The sequence below is a fragment of the Streptomyces mangrovi genome, assembly GCF_900114215.1.
GTDB classification, from domain to species: domain Bacteria; phylum Actinomycetota; class Actinomycetes; order Streptomycetales; family Streptomycetaceae; genus Streptomyces; species Streptomyces barkulensis.
Genome location: NZ_FOSG01000004.1, coordinates 209,374 through 226,173, shown reverse-complemented (window position 1 = coordinate 226,173; position 16,800 = coordinate 209,374). Strand labels below are relative to the sequence as shown.

Annotated in this window: 22 protein-coding genes and 1 pseudogene; 14 read left to right on the top strand and 9 right to left on the bottom strand. The window is 74.2% G+C overall.

What is annotated here, in order from left to right:
• Nucleotides 1–39 precede the first annotated feature (39 nt).
• From BM237_RS07615 to BM237_RS07590, 6 genes are all read left to right on the top strand, one after another.
• Nucleotides 40–1,023, top strand: coding sequence for an aldo/keto reductase (locus tag BM237_RS07615; protein ID WP_175540921.1), 984 nt, complete (start codon nt 40–42; stop codon nt 1,021–1,023).
• Entirely contained in the window at nt 1,020–1,739 is a 720-nt protein-coding gene (locus BM237_RS07610) for a sulfotransferase-like domain-containing protein (protein ID WP_093848753.1), read from the top strand. Before BM237_RS07615 ends, BM237_RS07610 begins: the two co-directional genes overlap by 4 nt.
• A 58-nt stretch (nt 1,740–1,797) precedes the next feature.
• Nucleotides 1,798–2,670, top strand: coding sequence for a family 3 encapsulin nanocompartment shell protein (locus BM237_RS07605; RefSeq protein ID WP_093848752.1), 873 nt, complete (start codon nt 1,798–1,800; stop codon nt 2,668–2,670).
• Between the two features lie 326 nt (nt 2,671–2,996).
• Nucleotides 2,997–3,221: a hypothetical protein gene (locus BM237_RS07600; protein WP_093848751.1), complete on the top strand. Its 225-nt coding sequence runs from the start codon at nt 2,997–2,999 to the stop codon at nt 3,219–3,221.
• 108 nt (nt 3,222–3,329) lie between these two features.
• Entirely contained in the window at nt 3,330–4,220 is an 891-nt protein-coding gene (locus BM237_RS07595) for a universal stress protein (RefSeq protein ID WP_093848750.1), read from the top strand.
• Between the two features lie 212 nt (nt 4,221–4,432).
• Nucleotides 4,433–4,858 (top strand): CBS domain-containing protein, encoded by a 426-nt coding sequence (locus BM237_RS07590; RefSeq protein WP_093848749.1) that lies wholly within the window; start codon nt 4,433–4,435, stop codon nt 4,856–4,858.
• A 45-nt stretch (nt 4,859–4,903) separates the two neighbouring features.
• Here the strand turns inward: BM237_RS07590 and BM237_RS07585 are convergent, their stop codons facing one another.
• The gene (locus BM237_RS07585) at nt 4,904–5,668 is read right to left on the bottom strand and encodes a YqjF family protein (protein ID WP_093848748.1); all 765 of its coding nucleotides are present in this window, start codon (nt 5,666–5,668) and stop codon (nt 4,904–4,906) included.
• 95 nt (nt 5,669–5,763) lie between these two features.
• On the opposite strand from BM237_RS07585, the gene BM237_RS07580 reads away from it, so the two are divergent.
• Nucleotides 5,764–6,294, top strand: a complete 531-nt coding sequence (locus BM237_RS07580; RefSeq protein ID WP_093848747.1) for a 2'-5' RNA ligase family protein — start codon at nt 5,764–5,766, stop codon at nt 6,292–6,294.
• Nucleotides 6,295–6,320: 26 nt separating this feature from the next.
• On the opposite strand, the gene BM237_RS07575 is transcribed toward BM237_RS07580, so the two are convergent.
• A complete protein-coding gene (locus BM237_RS07575) occupies nt 6,321–6,716 on the bottom strand; it encodes a VOC family protein (protein WP_093848746.1) in 396 nt (131 codons plus the stop codon).
• Nucleotides 6,717–6,966: 250 nt separating this feature from the next.
• On the opposite strand from BM237_RS07575, the gene BM237_RS07570 reads away from it, so the two are divergent.
• The 5 genes and pseudogenes from BM237_RS07570 (at nt 6,967) to BM237_RS07555 (ending at nt 9,123) form a co-directional block, all read left to right on the top strand.
• Nucleotides 6,967–7,179, top strand: a complete 213-nt coding sequence (locus BM237_RS07570; protein WP_093848745.1) for a hypothetical protein — start codon at nt 6,967–6,969, stop codon at nt 7,177–7,179.
• 350 nt (nt 7,180–7,529) lie between these two features.
• Nucleotides 7,530–7,778 (top strand): annotated as a pseudogene (locus BM237_RS30500) (keywimysin-related RiPP); the annotation flags it as partial.
• A gap of 97 nt (nt 7,779–7,875) precedes the next feature.
• Nucleotides 7,876–8,454 (top strand): ATP-binding cassette domain-containing protein, encoded by a 579-nt coding sequence (locus BM237_RS29750; RefSeq protein ID WP_425443662.1) that lies wholly within the window; start codon nt 7,876–7,878, stop codon nt 8,452–8,454.
• 98 nt (nt 8,455–8,552) lie between these two features.
• On the top strand, nt 8,553–8,786 hold the full coding sequence (locus BM237_RS07560) for a hypervirulence associated TUDOR domain-containing protein (protein ID WP_093848744.1): 234 nt from the start codon (nt 8,553–8,555) through the stop codon (nt 8,784–8,786).
• Entirely contained in the window at nt 8,779–9,123 is a 345-nt protein-coding gene (locus BM237_RS07555; RefSeq protein WP_093848743.1) for a DUF3140 domain-containing protein, read from the top strand. The genes BM237_RS07560 and BM237_RS07555 overlap by 8 nt, the downstream gene beginning before the upstream one ends.
• Nucleotides 9,124–9,138: 15 nt before the next feature.
• Here the strand turns inward: BM237_RS07555 and BM237_RS29200 are convergent, their stop codons facing one another.
• Together BM237_RS29200 and BM237_RS07550 are read right to left on the bottom strand one after the other, a co-directional pair.
• Nucleotides 9,139–9,279 (bottom strand): hypothetical protein, encoded by a 141-nt coding sequence (locus tag BM237_RS29200; RefSeq protein ID WP_175540920.1) that lies wholly within the window; start codon nt 9,277–9,279, stop codon nt 9,139–9,141.
• Between the two features lie 135 nt (nt 9,280–9,414).
• On the bottom strand, nt 9,415–10,686 hold the full coding sequence (locus BM237_RS07550) for an MFS transporter (RefSeq protein WP_093848742.1): 1,272 nt from the start codon (nt 10,684–10,686) through the stop codon (nt 9,415–9,417).
• Nucleotides 10,687–10,760: 74 nt separating this feature from the next.
• On the opposite strand from BM237_RS07550, the gene BM237_RS07545 reads away from it, so the two are divergent.
• Entirely contained in the window at nt 10,761–11,519 is a 759-nt protein-coding gene (locus BM237_RS07545) for a DeoR/GlpR family DNA-binding transcription regulator (RefSeq protein ID WP_093848741.1), read from the top strand.
• A 49-nt stretch (nt 11,520–11,568) separates the two neighbouring features.
• Here BM237_RS07545 and BM237_RS07540 read toward each other — a convergent pair whose 3' ends face one another.
• Nucleotides 11,569–12,006 carry an SRPBCC family protein gene (locus BM237_RS07540; protein ID WP_093848740.1) on the bottom strand — a complete coding sequence of 146 codons (438 nt, stop codon included), beginning with the start codon at nt 12,004–12,006 and terminating at the stop codon, nt 11,569–11,571.
• 151 nt (nt 12,007–12,157) lie between these two features.
• Between BM237_RS07540 and BM237_RS07535 the strand changes: the two genes are divergently transcribed.
• Complete coding sequence (locus tag BM237_RS07535) at nt 12,158–13,150, top strand: phosphotransferase family protein (protein WP_245793473.1); 993 nt, start codon at nt 12,158–12,160, stop codon at nt 13,148–13,150.
• A gap of 78 nt (nt 13,151–13,228) precedes the next feature.
• Here the strand turns inward: BM237_RS07535 and BM237_RS07530 are convergent, their stop codons facing one another.
• The 4 genes from BM237_RS07530 to BM237_RS07515 form a co-directional block, all read right to left on the bottom strand.
• Entirely contained in the window at nt 13,229–13,993 is a 765-nt protein-coding gene (locus BM237_RS07530; protein ID WP_093848738.1) for a sigma 54 modulation/S30EA ribosomal C-terminal domain-containing protein, read from the bottom strand.
• 199 nt (nt 13,994–14,192) lie between these two features.
• Nucleotides 14,193–15,182: a hydrogenase expression/formation protein HypE gene (gene hypE / locus BM237_RS07525; protein WP_093848911.1), complete on the bottom strand. Its 990-nt coding sequence runs from the start codon at nt 15,180–15,182 to the stop codon at nt 14,193–14,195.
• Between the two features lie 127 nt (nt 15,183–15,309).
• Nucleotides 15,310–16,446: a hydrogenase formation protein HypD gene (hypD, locus tag BM237_RS07520; protein WP_093848737.1), complete on the bottom strand. Its 1,137-nt coding sequence runs from the start codon at nt 16,444–16,446 to the stop codon at nt 15,310–15,312.
• Nucleotides 16,443–16,799, bottom strand: coding sequence for a HypC/HybG/HupF family hydrogenase formation chaperone (locus tag BM237_RS07515; protein ID WP_093848736.1), 357 nt, complete (start codon nt 16,797–16,799; stop codon nt 16,443–16,445). The genes hypD and BM237_RS07515 overlap by 4 nt, the downstream gene beginning before the upstream one ends.
• Between the last annotated feature and the right edge of the window lies 1 nt (nt 16,800).

The window sequence follows — 16,800 nt, the reverse complement described above, 5'->3', positions numbered from 1 at the left end:
ACACCGAGAGTTCCGAGACAGCGAACCGAAAGGACGACAGTGCACTACCGAAGCATGGGCCGGCTGGGCTGGGACGTCAGCGAGATCGGCTACGGCATGTGGGGCATCGGAGGCGGCCCCGGAGGCTTCACCGGCTGGGACTACGGCACCGCACCGGACTGCCTGGACCTGGCGGTCGAGCTCGGCTGCACCTTCTTCGACACCGCCTGGGTCTACGGCCGCGGTGTCAGCGAACGGATGCTGGGCGATCTGCTGCGCAGGCACTCCGACCGCCGGCTGTACGTCGCCACCAAGGTTCCGCCGCTGAACCGGCAGTGGCCGCCGCGCCCCGGCGACACCCTCGACGACGTCTTCCCGCCCGGCCATGTGCGCGAGTACGTCCACCGCAGCCTGGAGAACCTCGGCACCGACCGCATCGACCTGCTGCAGTTCCACGTCTGGGAGGACCGGTGGAGCGACGACGAGCGCTGGCAGCGGGTGATCTCCGATCTCAAGGCCGAGGGCGTGATCGAGGGGTTCGGCATCAGCGTCAACCGCTGGGAGCCGGAGAACTGCCTGCGGGCGATCGACACCGGCCTGGTCGACGTCGTCCAGGTCATCTACAACATCTTCGACCAGGCCCCCGAGGACGAGCTGTTCGAACGCGCGCTGCTCGACGACATCGGCATCATCGCCCGCGTCCCCTTCGACGAGGGCGGTCTCACCGGAAAGCTCACCCACGACACCGTCTTCCCCGAGGACGACTGGCGGGCGGTCTACTTCGGCCCCGACAACCTGGGCCCGACGGTGGAGCGCGCCGAGCGGCTGAAGAAGGTGCTGCCCAGGGGCATGACACTGCCCGAGCTGTCGCTGCGCTTCATCCTCCACCACCCGGCCGTCAGCACCGTCATCCCCGGCATGCGCAGACCGGAGCACGTCCGCGCCAACCTGGCCGTCTCCGACGGCCGGCGGCTGGACCGCGCCATGCTCGACGAGCTGCGCGGCCACCGCTGGGACCGCCGCCCGACGGAGTGGTCGATGTGACCGTCATAGCCATGTGGGCGCATCCCCGTGCGGTCTCCACCGCCTTCCTGCGCATGATGGCCGAACGCGGCGACGTGACCGTGGTGCACGAGCCGCTGGTGCTGCTCACCGACCACGGCGAGGTGTCCGTGCCCGGTCCGGACGGGGGCACGGTCGTGCTCCGCTCCCCCGGCGATCTGCTGGCCCACCTCGCGGCGCTGGGCGAGGAGCGGCCGGTGTTCTTCAAGGACACCCTGGAGTACCGCTACCAGTACCTGTTCGACCACCCGGAACGGATCGCGGGCTTCCGGCACACCTTCATCGTCCGCGACCCGGCGCGCGCCATCGCCTCGCACCACGCGGTCAAACCCGAGGTGACCTGCTCCGAGATCGGCTACGAGCACCAGTGGGACCTGTTCGAACTCGCCTGGAAGACGACCGGCGAGCGCCCGGTGGTGATCCGCGCCGAACGGCTGCTGGCCGATCCGGCGGAAGTGGTCTCGGCGTACTGCGAGCGGGTCGGGCTGCCCTACGTCCCCGAGGCCCTGAACTGGCAGCCGGGCGAGCGCGCCGAGTGGCGGCCGAACCGTCGCTGGCACCTGGACGTCATGGCCAGCTCGGCCTTCCGAGCGCCGGAGCGGGAGTACGCCGTCACCGTCGACAACGACGAGCGGCTGCGTTCCTTCCACGAACACCACCTGCCGTACTACGAGCGGCTGATCGAGCACGCCCTGTGAGACGACCCGTGACACAACCCGTGACCCCCGCGGACCCAGTACCAGGAGGGACCGGACCATGAACGCCACCGCGACCGCCACCGAGCAGGGCGGCCCGCCGCCGCCCGCCGCGACCGCACCGGCCACCGCACCCTCGCCGGGCGAGGAGTTCGCCCGGGCCTTCGCCGAGGCGCCGGACAGGGCCGAGGTCCACTTCGGCTTCACCGTCACCGACGCCTTCCAGCCGGGGAAGGAGAGGCACCGGCTGACCGCCCGTCACCTGTTCCGCAAGCAGCGGGCCGGCTCCGGCGCGGTGCGCACCTGGTTCGAGACCAGGCCGCCCGGGGAGGCGCCGACCCGCGAGGGCCGGCTGCGCGAGGACTCGTTCCTGTTCGCCCCGGCCGACCACCACGTCGCACCGATCACCGCCTGGGTGCGGGTCCCCGACGGGCTCGCCGGGGACCCGGCGGCGCTGGCCGCCTTCGTGGACCGGCGGCTGATGGTCCGGCTGGGCACCGCGGAGAACCGGGCGCTCACCCATGACGTGCTGCGCCATCCGGACGTGGCGTCCCTGCCCTACCGGGGCTCGTACGCCGCCGGTCTGCTCGCCGCCTTCGACGAGATCGAGCAGACCGGCGGAACCGGGCACGCGGTGATGGTCAACCCCCGCGACTACTACGGGCAGCTGGTCGGCTCCGGCAGCCTGCTGGCCGATCTCGCCCGCGAGGGCGTCATGGTCTGCCGCCACCGCCAGGTGGCGCCCGGTTGCGCGCTGGTCGGGGACTTCGCCATGGCCGCCGTGCTCCTGGACGCCGAGCACTCGGTGATCAAGGTCGCGGAGCCGCCGCCGGGGACCTTCGACGAGCCCGGGGGCACTGCGGTGTGCGCGGTGGTCCACGAGTCCGTCGCCGTCCAGCTGCCGACCCACTTCTTCCACGTGGTGCCGGGCTGACCCGCGCCGGTGCGGACGCCCTACGGGCCGGCGTCCGCACCGGCGCGTCAGAGTGGCGCCCGGGCGGGGCGGTCCTCCTCACGGGCCGTCCGCTCCGTCCCGCACCGCCTACCCCCTCGGGGCCGCCTCACCGGACCGGCTCGCCGATCCGGCCGGAGCCCTCCGCCGGCGCGCGGGCCGGAGCAGACTGGAAGAGGATGGCCCGAAGGAGGCGGGCGGCGGCCGTGGGCCGGCCGGTGCCCCGGAAGGCCCGCACCGGCCCGGACGCCGGCGGCCGGCCGCCGGACGGTTCTCCTCTCCGTGCCCGACGGACGAAAGGTGCCGACATGACCGCGAACAGCCCGTACGAGCAGCCCTCGGGCCACGGCCCGCAGAGTTCACAGGAGGCCCGGGTGCAGGCGCTGGAGACGCAGGTGCAGGCACTGGCCGAGGCCGTCCGGGCACTGGCCCGGGGGCTGGAGCAGCCACCCTCCCAGGACACCGTGCTGCCGAAGGAGGCCGCCCGCGGGGCCAGGCTGGCGCACGAGATCCTGCTGGCCCAGGGCCTGTAGACGACGCCTTCGGCCGCGTACGGACCGCCCCGCCCGACGGGCGCGGCCGACGGGGCGCTGACAGACTGGGGCGGCGAGGGGGGGCGAGAGACTACCCCGGAGGCGGCTATGACGAGTTCACAGGGACGTCGGCCGATCGTGGTGGGGGTGGACCCCGACCCCTCCCGGCGGTCGGCCCTCGCCTGGTCCGCGGACGAGGCCGCCCGGCGAGGCCTGCCGCTGCGCGTGGTGCACGCCCAGGGCGTGCCGACCGGCGGCTACTGGTCGTCGGAGCTGCGGCCCTCCTGGGAACAGTGGAACGATGCGCTGCACGAGACCGGCGAGCGGGTGCTCGGGGAGGCGGTCGCCTTCGTCGAGGAGCGGCAGCCGCGGGTGGAGGTCTCCTGGCTGCTGGCGGAGGGGCATCCCGCCTGGGTGCTGCGTGAGGAGTCCCGGAACGCGGCGATGGCCGTGGTGGGTTCCTGGCACCTGTCCTCCGCGCAGGAGCTGTTCGGCTCCACCGCGGTGGGACTGCCGCTCACCGCCCACGCCGCGTGCCCGGTGGTGGTCCTGCGGGAGCCGGAGCACCTCACCCGGCAGCCGCCGTACTTCGTAGTGGGCGTCGACGGCAGCCCGGACTCCGCCGCGGCCGTCGACTTCGCCTTCGAGGAGGCCTCGCTGCGCGACGCTGCGCTACGGGCGCTGTACGTGTGGCATCCGCCGCTGCTGGGCTCCCTGGACGAGGACGCGGCGGAGCAGGAGGCCCGCCGGCTGCTGTCGGAGTCGGTCGCGGGCCGCACCGCCGCGCACCCGGAGGTGAACCTGCGCCACGAGTTCGTACGAGGCCATCCGGTACAGGTCCTGGCCGAGGCGTCCGAGCAGGCTCTCGGCCTGGTCGTGGGCACCCGGGGCCGCGGGGGCTTCACCGGGATGCTGCTGGGTTCGGTGAGCCAGGGTGTGCTCCACCACGCGCGCTGCCCGGTCTTCACCGTCCCTGCCGCGGGCGGGCGCACCGCCTGACGCGGCGCCCCGCCGTCCGGATGCGGGAGGCGGTGGAACGGACCAGAATGGACTACCGGCCCAGGCGTCCGAGGGCGCCGGGGCGCCCAGCCGCCCGGGGCCTCTCCACGGAGCCGGGGCCACCGCGGTCGCCGGACCCGCCGGACCCGCCGGACCCACAGCATTCACCGAATCCACCGCATTCACTGCATTTCCGATGCGAGGAGACTGCCATGACCACTGCCCGGGACATCATGCACACCGGCGCGGAGTGCGTCGGGGAGCACGAGACGCTGGACGCCGCGGCACGGCGCATGCGCGACCTCGACGTGGGCGCGCTGCCGATATGCGGCGACGACGACAAGCTGCACGGAATCATCACCGACCGCGACATCGTGGTGAAGTGCCTGGCCGCGGGGGGCGACCCGACCAGGACGACCGCCGGTGAGCTGGCCCAGGGGCGGACGTTCACGGTGACCGCCGACACGGGCGTCGAGAAGGTGCTGGACACGATGGAGAAGCACCAGATCCGCCGGGTGCCGATCATCGACGAGGAGAAGCGGCTGGTCGGCATGGTCAGCGAAGCCGACCTGGCGCGCAACCTCCCCGAGACCGAGGTCGGCCGGTTCGTCGAGGCCGTGGTGGCCGAACGGATCTGACCACCCCCTCGCGGGGCCGGGGCTCCGGTCCCGCGAGGGAGCGCGTCAGCGGCCGCCCGCCAGGGGCGGGCCGAAGCGGACGTCCACGCGCGGCGCGTACAGCACGCTGAGCGGGGCCCCTTCGGGAGCGGGCAGCCCGCAGGCGGCGACGAGGCCCTCCTCGCACTCCAGGAGTTCGGCGCGGTGCAGGGGCCAGGTCTCGTGGACGTTGGGCAGGTACACCGTCCTGCCGCCGTACCAGGTTGTGTGCAGCCCCCAGCGGGCCGTCAGGAAGTGCTCCAGGGCGGTGGGCTCGGCGATCCGCTCCCCCACCCGTACCCGGATCCGGGTGGCCGGGCGGCCCCGGCCGCCCGGCCCGATCCTGACGCTGGTCCACAGCAGGTCGCGGCCGTCCCCGGTGCGGCGGCGCATGGAGGCCCAGCGGTACGGCAGGCGCAGCGCCGCCCGGGCCCCGAGCACCGGCAGCAGCCGCGCGCACTCCAGCGTCAGGAACACCACCCCGCGCCGCCCCCGCCGGTCCACGCCGTACACGCGCACGTTGGTCTCCGGAAAGCTCCCCAGGTACGGCAGCCCGGGCCCGCGGCCGAAACCCAGACCGTGCATCCGGAAGGGCACCAGCCCCACATGGGCGGTGCCCTCGTGGACGTCGGGGCGGACTCCGGCGGGCAGCAGCGGGGCGACCGCCGCCGGGGCCACCGGCCAGTGCAGGAAGGTCACATCGCGCCAGGATTGCGTCAGCAGCGCCCGCCCGACCGGGCGCGGGCTGACCGCCGTGACGGGCTCGGCGGACTCGTCTCCCCACTGGCTCATGGGCGCCTTTCCCCTCACTCCCGGCCGTCCGTGCGGTCCGTGCGGTCCACCGCACAGTACTGCGATGACCCCGGCCTCACCGTAGGCTGGCCCGTGTGCGCACTGTGGAGTTGCTTCCGGACGGCGCCGCCGAGCTGGCCGTGCGCCGGGCGTGGCGCCATCTGGCCGCGGCGGGGATGCCCAGCCAGGAGGCGCACACCCATCCGACCAACCGCCCCCACCTCACCCTGGCCGCCGCCGGCGCGCTCCCGGACGCGGCGCGCGAGAAGGTGACCGAGGCCCTGGCCGCCCTGCCGCTGGGGCTGTGTCTGGACGGACTGCTGCGTTTCGCGGGCCGCACGCACGTCCTGGCCTGGGCGGTGCGGCCGGACCCGGGGTTGCTGCGGCTGCACGAGGCCGTCTGGCGGGCGCTGGCCGCCTCGCCGGAGGCCGGGGGGACGAATCCGCTGCACGCCCCCGGCCGCTGGGTTCCGCACATCACCCTCGGACGCAGCCGCCGGCCGGCCTGGGACCGGCCGGATCCGGAATTGCTGCCCGCCGGGCTGCGGGGACCGGTGCGGGGCCGTCTGACCGCCGCTCGCAGCTACGACTCGGCCACCCGCACCACCGAGGCCCTCGCGCCGTAGGGGCCCGCCGTCCGTCAGTCGGCCCGTCAGTCGGCCGTACGGCCCTCCCGTGCCACCAGCGTGAAGGTGTGCCCGGCCGGGTCGGAGTACAGGCGCACGTCGCGAGGGCCGCCGTTGTCCTTGGTGTCGACCGGACGCGCCCCGTGCCCGACCGCCTCACGTTCGGCCTCGTCCATGCCGTCCCGCGGAACCAGGATGTGCAGATGCGCCTGGAGCGAGTCGTCCGGGCGGGGCCAGCTCGGCGGTGTGAAACCGTGGTCCCGCCGGGCCGCCAGGCGGATCCCCTCCGCTCCGGTCACCTCGATGAAGTCCGGGTCCACGCCCCGGCGCACCTCGGCGCCCAGGAGGTTCGCGTAGAACTCCGCCAGCGCCTCGGGGTCGGCGCAGTCCAGCACCAGCACGCTCGTCTTCTGCACGGGCACGGGTCACCCCCACGGGTCGTCGTCGGCCGTCCGCCGTCCGTCGGATCCCGTATACCCCCGAATCGCAGGAACAGCGGCCCGCTCCTCCAACCACCTTGAAAAGTAAGCAGGTTCGCGGGTCATCCCACCCGCGCGCGCACGCCTGCGCACGGCTGCCGCGCGGGACTCCGGACCGACGCGGAGCGGATCGGCGCAGAACGGACACACCCGGCGAAGGCTGCCGCACCGGGTCCGTGGGTAGGTTCCGTCCATGACTGATGTCGTGGACGCAGACGAACTCCTCCGTCGCATCCGGGTCGCACGCGACTGGGCGGCCGAGAAGGAAGCCGGGACCGGGAGCCCGTCCGGCGCCGGCGGGGGCGCCGACCCCACGGCGGCCGGTATCGACCGTGTCGCCTTCTCGGTGGTCCGTGAGGTGCTGGACGAGATCATCAATCCGGGGACCCACTCCCGCTCGCGGTAGGTTCTTCCGGTTCCGGTTCCCGGGCGGTTCGCGCTGCCCGCGGTCGCGGGAGGAACTCGCCGGGCCCGCCGCGGGTCGCGCACGGGCCGCCCCGCCGCGAGCGCGGCCCACGGGGCTCCGCCCGGCGGCCGGGTGCGGACGACCGCGGCCCCGTCGCCCCGCGCTCGCGGGCACGCCCCGGCCTCTTTCCGTACCACCCCGCGTGGCGCCCGGCGATTCGCTCCGGGAAGCCGGAACCGCTCGAACCGGCCCACGAGTCCATCCCACAGAACCGCTCACAACCCTTCACGCAAGTACACATAGGAAGTTTCCTACGCGCCCGCCGCTGGCGTCCGTGCGCTGTTGTGGTGATGTCCTCGCATTTCTGGCGTGGTGTTCGGCTTCGAGGGATTCGCAACGACCGGCCGCACACGGGTGGGCGGACAGGCCGCCGTCCTTCCGGGGGCGCCGGCGCCTCCCGCTCCGGCCGGTTTCGAGGCCCGCGCGGAACACCCGCGTGCGCACCACACCACAACCGAAAAGAAACGATCATGCGCGCTTACGTGTGTCCCACCCTCGCCAAGGCCGGCGGCTTCCGCAGGACGACCGGGCCCGCCGGCAGGCGCGGGAGGCGGTCGGCGCGCGGGTGGCCTCGGGGGCCGCGGACGTCTCCACGCTCGTGGCCTTCCTGCTCTACCTCTTCTCTCTGGGCCTCGCGTGCACCAGCTCGTCGACGTCGTGGGCCGGTTCCAGGCGGGTTCGGCCGCGGCCCTGCGCGTGCGGGAGGTGGAGTCGCTGCCCGCCGAGCACGCCGGTGCCGGCTCCGCCCCGTCCCCCGCGTCCGCCGCAGCGGATCGCCCGGGGCCGGCCTCGCTGGTCCTCGACGCGGTCCGCTTCTCCTGCCGGGCCGGGCTGCCGCCCGTGCACCGCGGGGTGAGTTTCACCGTCCCGGCGCGGGGGGTGACGGCCCTCGTCGGGCCCTCGGGCACGGGCAAGACCACCGTCTTCTCCCTGGTCGAGCGCTTCCACGAGCCGGACTCCGGGTGCGTTCTGCTCGACGGCCGGGATGTGCGTGACTGGCCGCTGTCCGACCTGCGGGCCGCCATCGGATACGTCGAGCAGGACTGCCCCGTCCTGTCCGGAACCCTCCGCGACAACCTGCTGTTCGGCGTTCCGTCGGCCGGTGGGCGGAATCTGGACGACGTGCTGCGCCGCACCCGGCTGGAGTCCCTGGTGGCCCGGCTGCCGCAGGGGCTGGACACCCCCGCCGGCCGCCGGGACGGGCGGCCTCGCTGAGCACGGCCCCGCGGCTTCGCGGTGGTGGGATACGGTCATACCGATACCATGAGGACGAACGGGGCTTTTCATCCGTCCACTCCCCGCGGGAGGGGAAGATGACGAAGAAGAACAGGAAGTTCCACAAGGGGGACAAGGTCTCCTGGAAGAGCCACGGAAGCGAGGCCGTCGGCAGGGTCGAGAAGGAGATCACCTCCCGTACCGAGGCCGGCGGGCGCACCGTGGACGCCTCCCCCGACGATCCCCAGTACCAGGTCCGCAGCGAGAAGTCCGGCGGCCGGGCGGTCCACCGCCCCGGCGCCCTCCGCGAGGAGGAGCCCGGGGATGACTGAGCACCGCGAGGACCGCGACGGGACCGTCGCCGAGTTCGGGAAACTGGTCAACCTCACGCCGGGGCAGCTCCAGGACTGGCTGGAGCGGGACGAGTCCAAGGCGGCCGGGCAGCACCGAGGCGGCGGGGAGAGCACCGGACACGCCTCCGGCCGCCGCATCGTCGAGCTGCTGCGGACGTCGAAGTCCGACCTCGGTGAGGACGACGTGGCCCACATGCGCAAGGTCAACGGTTACATCAAGCGGCACCTGGCCCAGCGTCCGTCGGGCGACGTCACCGACACCACCTGGCGGCACTCCCTGATGAACTGGGGGCACGACCCCCTCAAGGACGGCTGAGGCCACCCGGCCGCATCACCGCTCGGGCTCGCCCTCGTCCACCCGGTAGGCCCTGCTCCAGGTGGCTCCGCACCGGCAGCGGGACAGTTCGATCAGCTCGCCTTCCTCGGACACCTCCAGCCCGTGGTTGAGGCGAACGTGCACATGTTCTGCCATGGCGGACCGACTCCCGGACGACGAGGGCTGTCCGGCCCTGCGGCCGGCGGGGACGCCCTCATCATCCACGCCCGCCGCGCCACCGGGAATGGCGCGGGTCACTTCCCGGGAATCCGGGGGAGTCCGGGGCGGCCGTCAGTCGGACGCCCCGGCGGCCTCGGGGATCTCCGCCCGTTCCCGGGCGGGCTCGGCTCCCCCGGCGGCGGCCCCGGGCTCGGCCCGCAGGATCCCGGCGGCCCCGGCCGCCACGGCGCACAGGGCCACGGGCAGCAGGAAGGCGACGTTCAGCGGCACGAGATGGGTGAGCGGCCCGATGACGGCCGGCCCGGCGAGCATGCCGAGGTAACCGAGCCCCGCCACCCGCGAGACGTTGGCCCCGGCGGCTTCCGGGTCGGCGTGGCCCGCGGCGCTGAACAGTTGGGGCACACAGCCGGACAGCCCCATGCCGAAGACGGTCCAGCCGGCCAGGGCCAGGGGGATCCAGGGGGAGACCACCACCGCCGACAGGCCCACCGCGGCCAGGAGGGCGCCGTAGCGGACGATCGCGACCGGGCCGAAGCGCGCGGCCACCCGGTCGGTGAGCAGGCGTCCGACGGTCATGGCGGTGGCGAAGGCCCCGTAGGCGAGGGCCGCCGTGGCCGCGGGCGCGCCCAGGACGTCCTCCAGGGCGAGCACGCTCCAGTCATTGGCGACGCCCTCGGCGAGCATCAGCATCAGCGCGAGGGCGGCCAGCGCCCAGATCCGCGCGGGCGTCCCCCGCCCGGTCCCGGCCCCGGTTCCGGTTCCGGTTCCGGTGGACGACTTCGGGCCCTCCTCCGCGGGACCTGCGGACACGGTGGACACGGTGGACTCGGGGCGCAGCAGCGCGGGGGCGGCCAGGACGGCGGCCAGGAGCCCGACGGCGCCCATTCCGGCAAGAGTCACGGCGGCGCTCCAGCCCCAGCTGAGGGTCCGGGCACCGACCAGGGCCGCGAGCACTCCTCCGACGGAGAACACCGCGTGGAAGGCGGACATGACGGGCCGCCGGTAGCCGCGCTCCACCTGGACGGCGTGGGTGTTCATGGCGACGTCCAGGCAGCCGTTGCCGAAGCCGAACACCAGCAGGGCCGCGCCCAGGCTCCAGGCCCCCTCGGCCAGTCCGGGCAGCACCAGGGACACGCTGCACAGCACCGCGCTCAGCGGCACCACCGCGCGGGCGCCGAAGCGGTCGGCCAGCGGCCCGGTCAGCCGCATGCCCGCGAAGGCTCCGCCTCCGAGCAGGAGCAGCAGCCAGCCCAGGACGGCGTGGCTGATCCCCGCGCGGTCCTCCACCACCGGGATGTGGACGACCCAGATGCCCATCAGAAAGCCGTTGAGGCCGAAGTAGGCGAAGGTGGCCAGCCGTGCGAGCCGCAGCTTTCTCTCCATGTTCCAGAATTTAACAAACAGGCTTGCTGTTCGATAGATTGAATTTCACACACAACTTGTGTTCAATTTTCGGCGTGGCGAGTGCGGAACGACTGAGACGGATCACCGAGGCCGTACGCGAGGCCGGGCGGTTGAGCGTGGCGGAGCTGGCCGGGCTCACCGGTGCCTCGGAGATGACCATCCGGCGCGACCTGGAGGTCCTGGCGGACCAGGGGGTCCTGGAGCGCTACCGCGGCGGGGCCAGCAGCCTGCTGCTGCGCGGCGAGGAGCCGCCGTTCGGGCTGCGGGAGCTGGAGCGGCCGGACGCCAAGCGGCGGATCGCCGCCGAGGCGGCCTCCCTGCTCGCCGACGGCGAGTCGGTCGTCCTCGACAGCGGCACGACCTGCCTGGAGGTGGCCCGCTCCCTGGCCGACCGCCGGCTGACGGTCATGCCGCTGTCCCTGCACGCCGCCAACGCCCTCACCGGCGCCCCCCAGCTGAAGCTGCTGCTGCCCGGCGGGGAGCCACGCCCGGGCGAGCTGGCGCTGACCGGCCCGCTGACCGAGGCCTCCCTGGCCGCGCTGCGCTTCGACACCGCCGTCATCGGCTGCTGCGGACTGAACGCGGCGGACGGGCTGACCGCGTACGACCTGGCCGACGCCGCCGTCAAGCGCGCCGCGATCGCCTCGGCCCGCCGGGTGATCGCGGTCGCCGACGCGGCCAAGTTCTCCCGCACCGCCCTCGCCTCCGTCGCGCCGGCCTCGGCACTCGACGCGGTGGTGACGGAGGAGGGCGCCCCCGAGGAGGAGACCGGCGCGCTGGCCGCGGCCGGCGTGGCCGTGCGGAAGGTGTGAGCCGCCGCGTCCCGGCGGGGCCGCCTGCGGACCGGCCGGGACGCGGCGGTCACCGCTCCTTCAGCAGCCCCGTGACCACCCGGCCGAACAGCAGACGGGCCGCCCAGGCCGTCGGGGGGTCCAGCAGGCGCGGCAGCCCCCGCACCCGCACCTCCTCGCTCCAGACGGCCAGTGATCCCCCGTCGGCGGGGACCACCTCCGCCTCGGCCCAGCCGAGCACGGCCCTCCCCCGCTTCTCCACACGGCAGCGGCCGGGACGGTCTGCGGTGGGCGGCTCCCAGCGCACGACCTCCATGGGGTCGTCGAACCCGGCGCGCCCGGTGCCCGTACGCGCCGTGAAGCGCGTGCCGACGCCGGTGGGCGGCGCGGTGGTGACCGTGATCGCGGTGAACGGGACGTGGCGGGCGTGGTTCTCCCAGGTGGTCAGCCGGCGCCACGCCTCTTCTGCCGGAAGGTGGGTGCGGCGCTCGATCCGGATGAGGGGCATACCGCGACGGTAGGCACCGCGCACCCGTACGCCTGGGCGACCCGCCGGAGCCCGGGTCCGGATACGCTCGGGAGCGCTCTCACCACCGGTGGGGGTGGAACCGCCGGTTCGTACGGGGTCGCGTCCGGCGCCCCCAGAGGGGGCGATGTCCATGAGCGGGGAAACCGTCCGGAGGATGCTGGAGGCGGCGGGCGCCCCGGCCGGGCGGGTGGTGCGCTGCGTCCCTCTGTCCGGTGGCACGTACAACTCGGTCCACCGGATCACGGCGGCCGACGGACAGGACCTGGTACTGAAGATACCGCCGCCCGCCACGGCCCCCTGCCTGCGGTACGAGCGGGGCATCCTGCACGGCGAGGCCGTGTTCTACCGTGCGGCCGCCCGCGCGGGCGGGGTTCCGGTACCGGAGGTGGTGTACGAGGGCCACGACGGCGGCACGGGCCCCGGGCCGTTCCTGCTGATGTCCGCCCGTCCCGGCATCCCCTGGGACGCGGCGTCGGAGAGCCCGGGGGACGGCGAGCGGTCCCGGCTGCGCGGGGAGCTCGGCCGTCTGGTGGCACGGCTGCACACCGTGAGCGGGCCCGCCTTCGGCTACCCCTCCGAGTCGGTGGCGCCCCTCTCCCCGGCATGGCGGCCGGCCTTCACGGCCATGCTGGACACCGTGCTCGACGAGGCCGGACGGCACGGCGCCTGGCTGCCGCGGCCCGCGGACCTGATACGCCGCCGGGTCCGCGCGGCCTCGCCCGCCCTGGAGGAGGTGACGGTCCCCGCCCTGGTCCACTTCGACCTCTGGCAGGGCAACGTGCTGCTGGAGGGCGCTCCGGGCGCCCGGACCATCGGCGGGATCATCGACGGCGAGCGGATGTTCTGGGGGGACCCTCTGGCGGACTTCGCCTCGCCGGCGCTGCTCGGCGACATCAAGGACGATCCGGCGTTCCTGGCGGGGTACGCCTCCGGCGGCGGCCGCACCGCCTTCGACGCCGCGGCCCGCACACGAATGGCGCTGTACCGCTGCTACCTCTACCTGATCATGCTGGTGGAGGTGGAGCCGCGCCGCTGCTCCGCCGGACACCGCGCCTGGGTGCGACGGCGCGTGGCACCGCATCTGGAGGCGGCTCTGGACGCCCTCGGCCCGGCCTCCCCGTGACCTGCGGTCGTCGGCACGCGTCCGGGTGGGGGCGGCCCGGGCCGCCCCCACCCGGCTCACCGGCCGGCGGACGCCGGGTCACTCGGCCGGGGTGACCAGCCCGTGGAGGCCGTCGCGGCGGCGGTGGAGCAGGGCTCCGCGCTCGGTGGCGGTGTCGACGAAGAACACGAACGGCAGGCCGGTCGCCTCCAGCCGCCACACCGCCTCCTCGACCCCCATTCGGGGCGCCGGGATCCCGCTGACCCCCAGCGGAACGGCCGGCGGAGCGGTCGGCGGGAGGTCCGACGGCGCCGGCGCGGAAGCGTCCCCGCGGGCGCGGGCCAGCCGGTGGCCGCCCTCCGCGTCCCGGTAGACCACGCTGTCCACGCCCGAGGCGGCGTCGGTGAACAGGTGGAAGCCATACCCCAGGGCCTCCATCCGGTACACCGCCTGGGCGGGGGTCATCCGGGCGGGGCCGTGGGCGCGGCGGCGCACGACACGGCGTCCCTGCCCGATGCGCGAGCCGGGGCGCGGCCCGCCGCCGTGGTGTCCGCGGCGGTGGACGCGGGACAGCCGGCCCGCCAGCCGGTCGCGCAGCAGGTCGATCGCCTCGGGCATGGTGTCGGCGGCGACGTGGGCCCGCACCGGGCGGCCGTTGACGTCCACGTTCACCTGGGCGTGCGCCGGGTGCCGCACGGAGGCGCCCGCCTGGCTCAGCTTCACCCTGGTGCCCAGGACCGGCTCCCCGACCTTGCCCAGGGCCGCCAGCACCTTGGTCCGCGCGTACTCGGCCGCGTCCCCGGGCACCTCGCCCCGGACCTCGACCCTGACCTCCGGGAGGGGGCGGATCTGCGAACGGTTCATGGTTTCCTCCTGCCGTCGTGGCACCTTCAGACTCCTCCCGCGCCGGTCTTCCCGGCAGGGCCGAAGGTCCCCGGGGCCGGTGCCGTCCGTACCCCGCCAGGAGGGGAGGTACGGGCCGGACCGGCCCCGGGCGGCCGGCGTGGCGGCCGTGACGCGGCGCGGGGAAGCGGAAGGCCGTCCCCCGGCGGTCGGCAGGCGGTCAGCAGATACGGGGCAACTGCTCGCCCAGCGGCAGGTCCACCACACGGGTGCCGCCGAACCCGGTGCGGGCCACGACCATGCCCGGGTGGTCCTCCACGCACTCCCCGACGACCACCGCCCCGGCGCCCTGGGGGTGCGCCCGCATCGCGGCGAGCACGGCCTCGGCCCGCTCCCGCGGAACGAAGGCCACCAGACGTCCCTCGTTGGCCACGTACAGCGGGTCCAGGCCGAGGAAGCCGCAGGCGGCCGACACGGCCTCCGGCACGGGCAGGGCCCGCTCGTCCAGCACGACGCCGGTGCCGGACGCGGCGGCGATCTCGTTCAGCGCCGTGCCCAGCCCGCCGCGGGTGGGGTCGCGCAGCGCGTGGAGGTCCGGGGCGGCCACGAGCATCGCCTGCACCAGACCGCCCAGGGGCGCGGTGTCGCTGCACACCTCCACCCCGAACTCCAGCCCCTCGCGGACGCTCATGATGGCCACCCCGTGCATCCCGATCGGCCCGCTGACGATCACCACGTCGCCGGGTTCGGCGCGCTGCGGGCGGATGTCGACGCCTTCGGGGATCAGTCCGATGCCGGCGGTGTTGACGAAGATCCCGTCGCCGTGCCCGGCGTCGACCACCTTGGTGTCGCCGGTGGCGACGGTGACGCCTGCCGCCTCGGCGGCCGTTCCGACCGCCTGGGCGACCCGCCGGACCACCGACAGCTCGGTCCCCTCCTCGATGATGAAGGCGCACGACAGGTACGCGGCCCGCGCCCCGCTCATGGCCAGGTCGTTGACCGTGCCGTTGACGGCCAGGTCGCCGATGCAGCCGCCGGGGAAGAACAGCGGGCGCACCACGTAGGAGTCGGTGGAGAACGCCAGGCGCGCGCCGCCCAGCGACAGCGCGGCCGAGTCGGCGAGCCCGGCCAGCGTCTCGTTGCCGTAGGCGGGGACGAAGAGGTGCTCCACCAGTTCGGCGGAGAGGGCCCCGCCGCCGCCGTGCCCCATGACGACCACCGGGTGGTCGCGCAGCGGGGCCGGACAGCTCCACTCGGCGGGGTCCACGGGTTCGGCGGTCGTGCCGGTGCTGCCGGTGGCGCCGGTGATACCAGTCGTGCCAGTGGTGTCAGTGGTGTCAGCCAACGGAGGTCGCCTCCCTCGCCGGCTCAGTGCCGCGCGCGGGGCCGCCCAGGCGCCGGTAGAGGTGGTAGGCGGCGCAGGCGCCCTCACTGGAGACCATGGTGGCGCCCAGCGGGTTGCGGGGGGTGCAGGTGGTGCCGAAGGCCTCGCACTCGTTCGGTTTGATCAGCCCCTGGAGCACCTCGCCGCTGCGGCACACCCCGGACTCGCGCGTCGTGATGCCGCCGACCTCGAAACGGTGCTCGGCGTCGTACTCGCGGAACGCCTCCGACAGCCGCCAGCCGCTGGCCGGGATCACCCCGATGCCCCGCCAGGCGCGGTCGGTGACTTCGAAGACCTCCTCCAGCATCCGCCGCGCGGCGGGGTTGCCCTCCTCCCGCACCGCCCGGGGGTAGGCGTTCTCCACCCGGTGCTCACCGCTCTCGAGCTGGCGGACGGTGCGGCGCACGCCCTCGAGGATGTCCAGCGGTTCGAAGCCGGTGACCACGACGGGAACGCCGAAGCGGTCGGCCAGTGACGGGTACTCGGCCGTCCCCATCACGCTGCACACATGGCCGGCGGCCAGGAACGCCTGGACCCGGCAGTGCGGCGCCCGCATGATCGCCTCGATGGCGGGCGGCACGCGCACGTGCGAGATCAGCATGCTGTAGTTGCGGATGCCGCGCCGCCGTGCCTCGTGGACGGTCATCGCGTTGGCCGGCGCGGTGGTCTCGAAGCCGACGCCGAAGAAGACCACCTCGCGGTCGGGGTGGCGCTGTGCGATCTCCAGTGCGTCCAGCGGCGAGTACACCACCCGTACGTCCCCGCCGGCGCTCTTGATCCGGAACAGGTCGCGGTCGGTACCGGGGACCCGGAGCATGTCGCCGAAGGAGCAGAAGACCACCTCGGGGCGGGAGGCGATCTCCAGCGCCTTGTCGATCATCTCCAGGGGGGTGACGCACACCGGGCAGCCGGGGCCGTGGATGAGCTCGATGTGCTCGGGCAGCAGCTGGTCGATGCCGTGCCGGATGATCGAGTGGGTCTGGCCGCCGCAGACCTCCATCATGGTCCAGGGGCGGGTGGCGGTGGCGTGGATGTCCTCCAGCAGCCGCCGCGCCAGCTCCGGGTCGTTGAACTCCTCGATGTACTTCACCTGGTGGCCTCCTTCGCCGCGGCCGGCCGCTCCGTGCGCCCGCCGGCCGTCTCCGCCGGGGCGGCCTCGGGCCGGTCCTGCCCGGCCTCGACCGCCGCCCGCTCCCATGCGTCGCCGAACTCCTCGTCCAGCAGACCCAGTTGCTCGAACAGCTCCAGCGACGCCCTGGCCGACTCCTCGTCCAGTCGCTGCAGCGCGAAGCCGACGTGGACGATCACGTACTCGCCGACCTCCGCGTCGGGCAGGTAGGCCAGGCACACGTCCTTGACCACCCCGCCGAAGTCGACGCGCGCCATGCGCGTGCCGTCCCGTTCCTCGATCCCGGTCACCCTGCCGGGCACCGCCAGGCACATG

Coding starts and splice junctions, on each gene's coding strand:
- BM237_RS07605 (WP_093848752.1), top strand. CDS start 1,798: ATGAACGCCACCGCGACCGCCACCGAGCAGGGCGGCCCGCCGCCGCCC.
- BM237_RS07600 (WP_093848751.1), top strand. CDS start 2,997: ATGACCGCGAACAGCCCGTACGAGCAGCCCTCGGGCCACGGCCCGCAG.
- BM237_RS07595 (WP_093848750.1), top strand. CDS start 3,330: ATGACGAGTTCACAGGGACGTCGGCCGATCGTGGTGGGGGTGGACCCC.
- BM237_RS07590 (WP_093848749.1), top strand. CDS start 4,433: ATGACCACTGCCCGGGACATCATGCACACCGGCGCGGAGTGCGTCGGG.
- BM237_RS07585 (WP_093848748.1), bottom strand. CDS start 5,668: ATGAGCCAGTGGGGAGACGAGTCCGCCGAGCCCGTCACGGCGGTCAGC.
- BM237_RS07570 (WP_093848745.1), top strand. CDS start 6,967: ATGACTGATGTCGTGGACGCAGACGAACTCCTCCGTCGCATCCGGGTC.
- BM237_RS07560 (WP_093848744.1), top strand. CDS start 8,553: ATGACGAAGAAGAACAGGAAGTTCCACAAGGGGGACAAGGTCTCCTGG.
- BM237_RS07555 (WP_093848743.1), top strand. CDS start 8,779: ATGACTGAGCACCGCGAGGACCGCGACGGGACCGTCGCCGAGTTCGGG.
- BM237_RS29200 (WP_175540920.1), bottom strand. CDS start 9,279: ATGGCAGAACATGTGCACGTTCGCCTCAACCACGGGCTGGAGGTGTCC.
- BM237_RS07550 (WP_093848742.1), bottom strand. CDS start 10,686: ATGGAGAGAAAGCTGCGGCTCGCACGGCTGGCCACCTTCGCCTACTTC.
- BM237_RS07540 (WP_093848740.1), bottom strand. CDS start 12,006: ATGCCCCTCATCCGGATCGAGCGCCGCACCCACCTTCCGGCAGAAGAG.
- BM237_RS07535 (WP_245793473.1), top strand. CDS start 12,158: ATGAGCGGGGAAACCGTCCGGAGGATGCTGGAGGCGGCGGGCGCCCCG.
- BM237_RS07530 (WP_093848738.1), bottom strand. CDS start 13,993: ATGAACCGTTCGCAGATCCGCCCCCTCCCGGAGGTCAGGGTCGAGGTC.
- hypE (WP_093848911.1), bottom strand. CDS start 15,182: ATGGGGCACGGCGGCGGCGGGGCCCTCTCCGCCGAACTGGTGGAGCAC.
- BM237_RS07515 (WP_093848736.1), bottom strand. CDS start 16,799: ATGTGCCTGGCGGTGCCCGGCAGGGTGACCGGGATCGAGGAACGGGAC.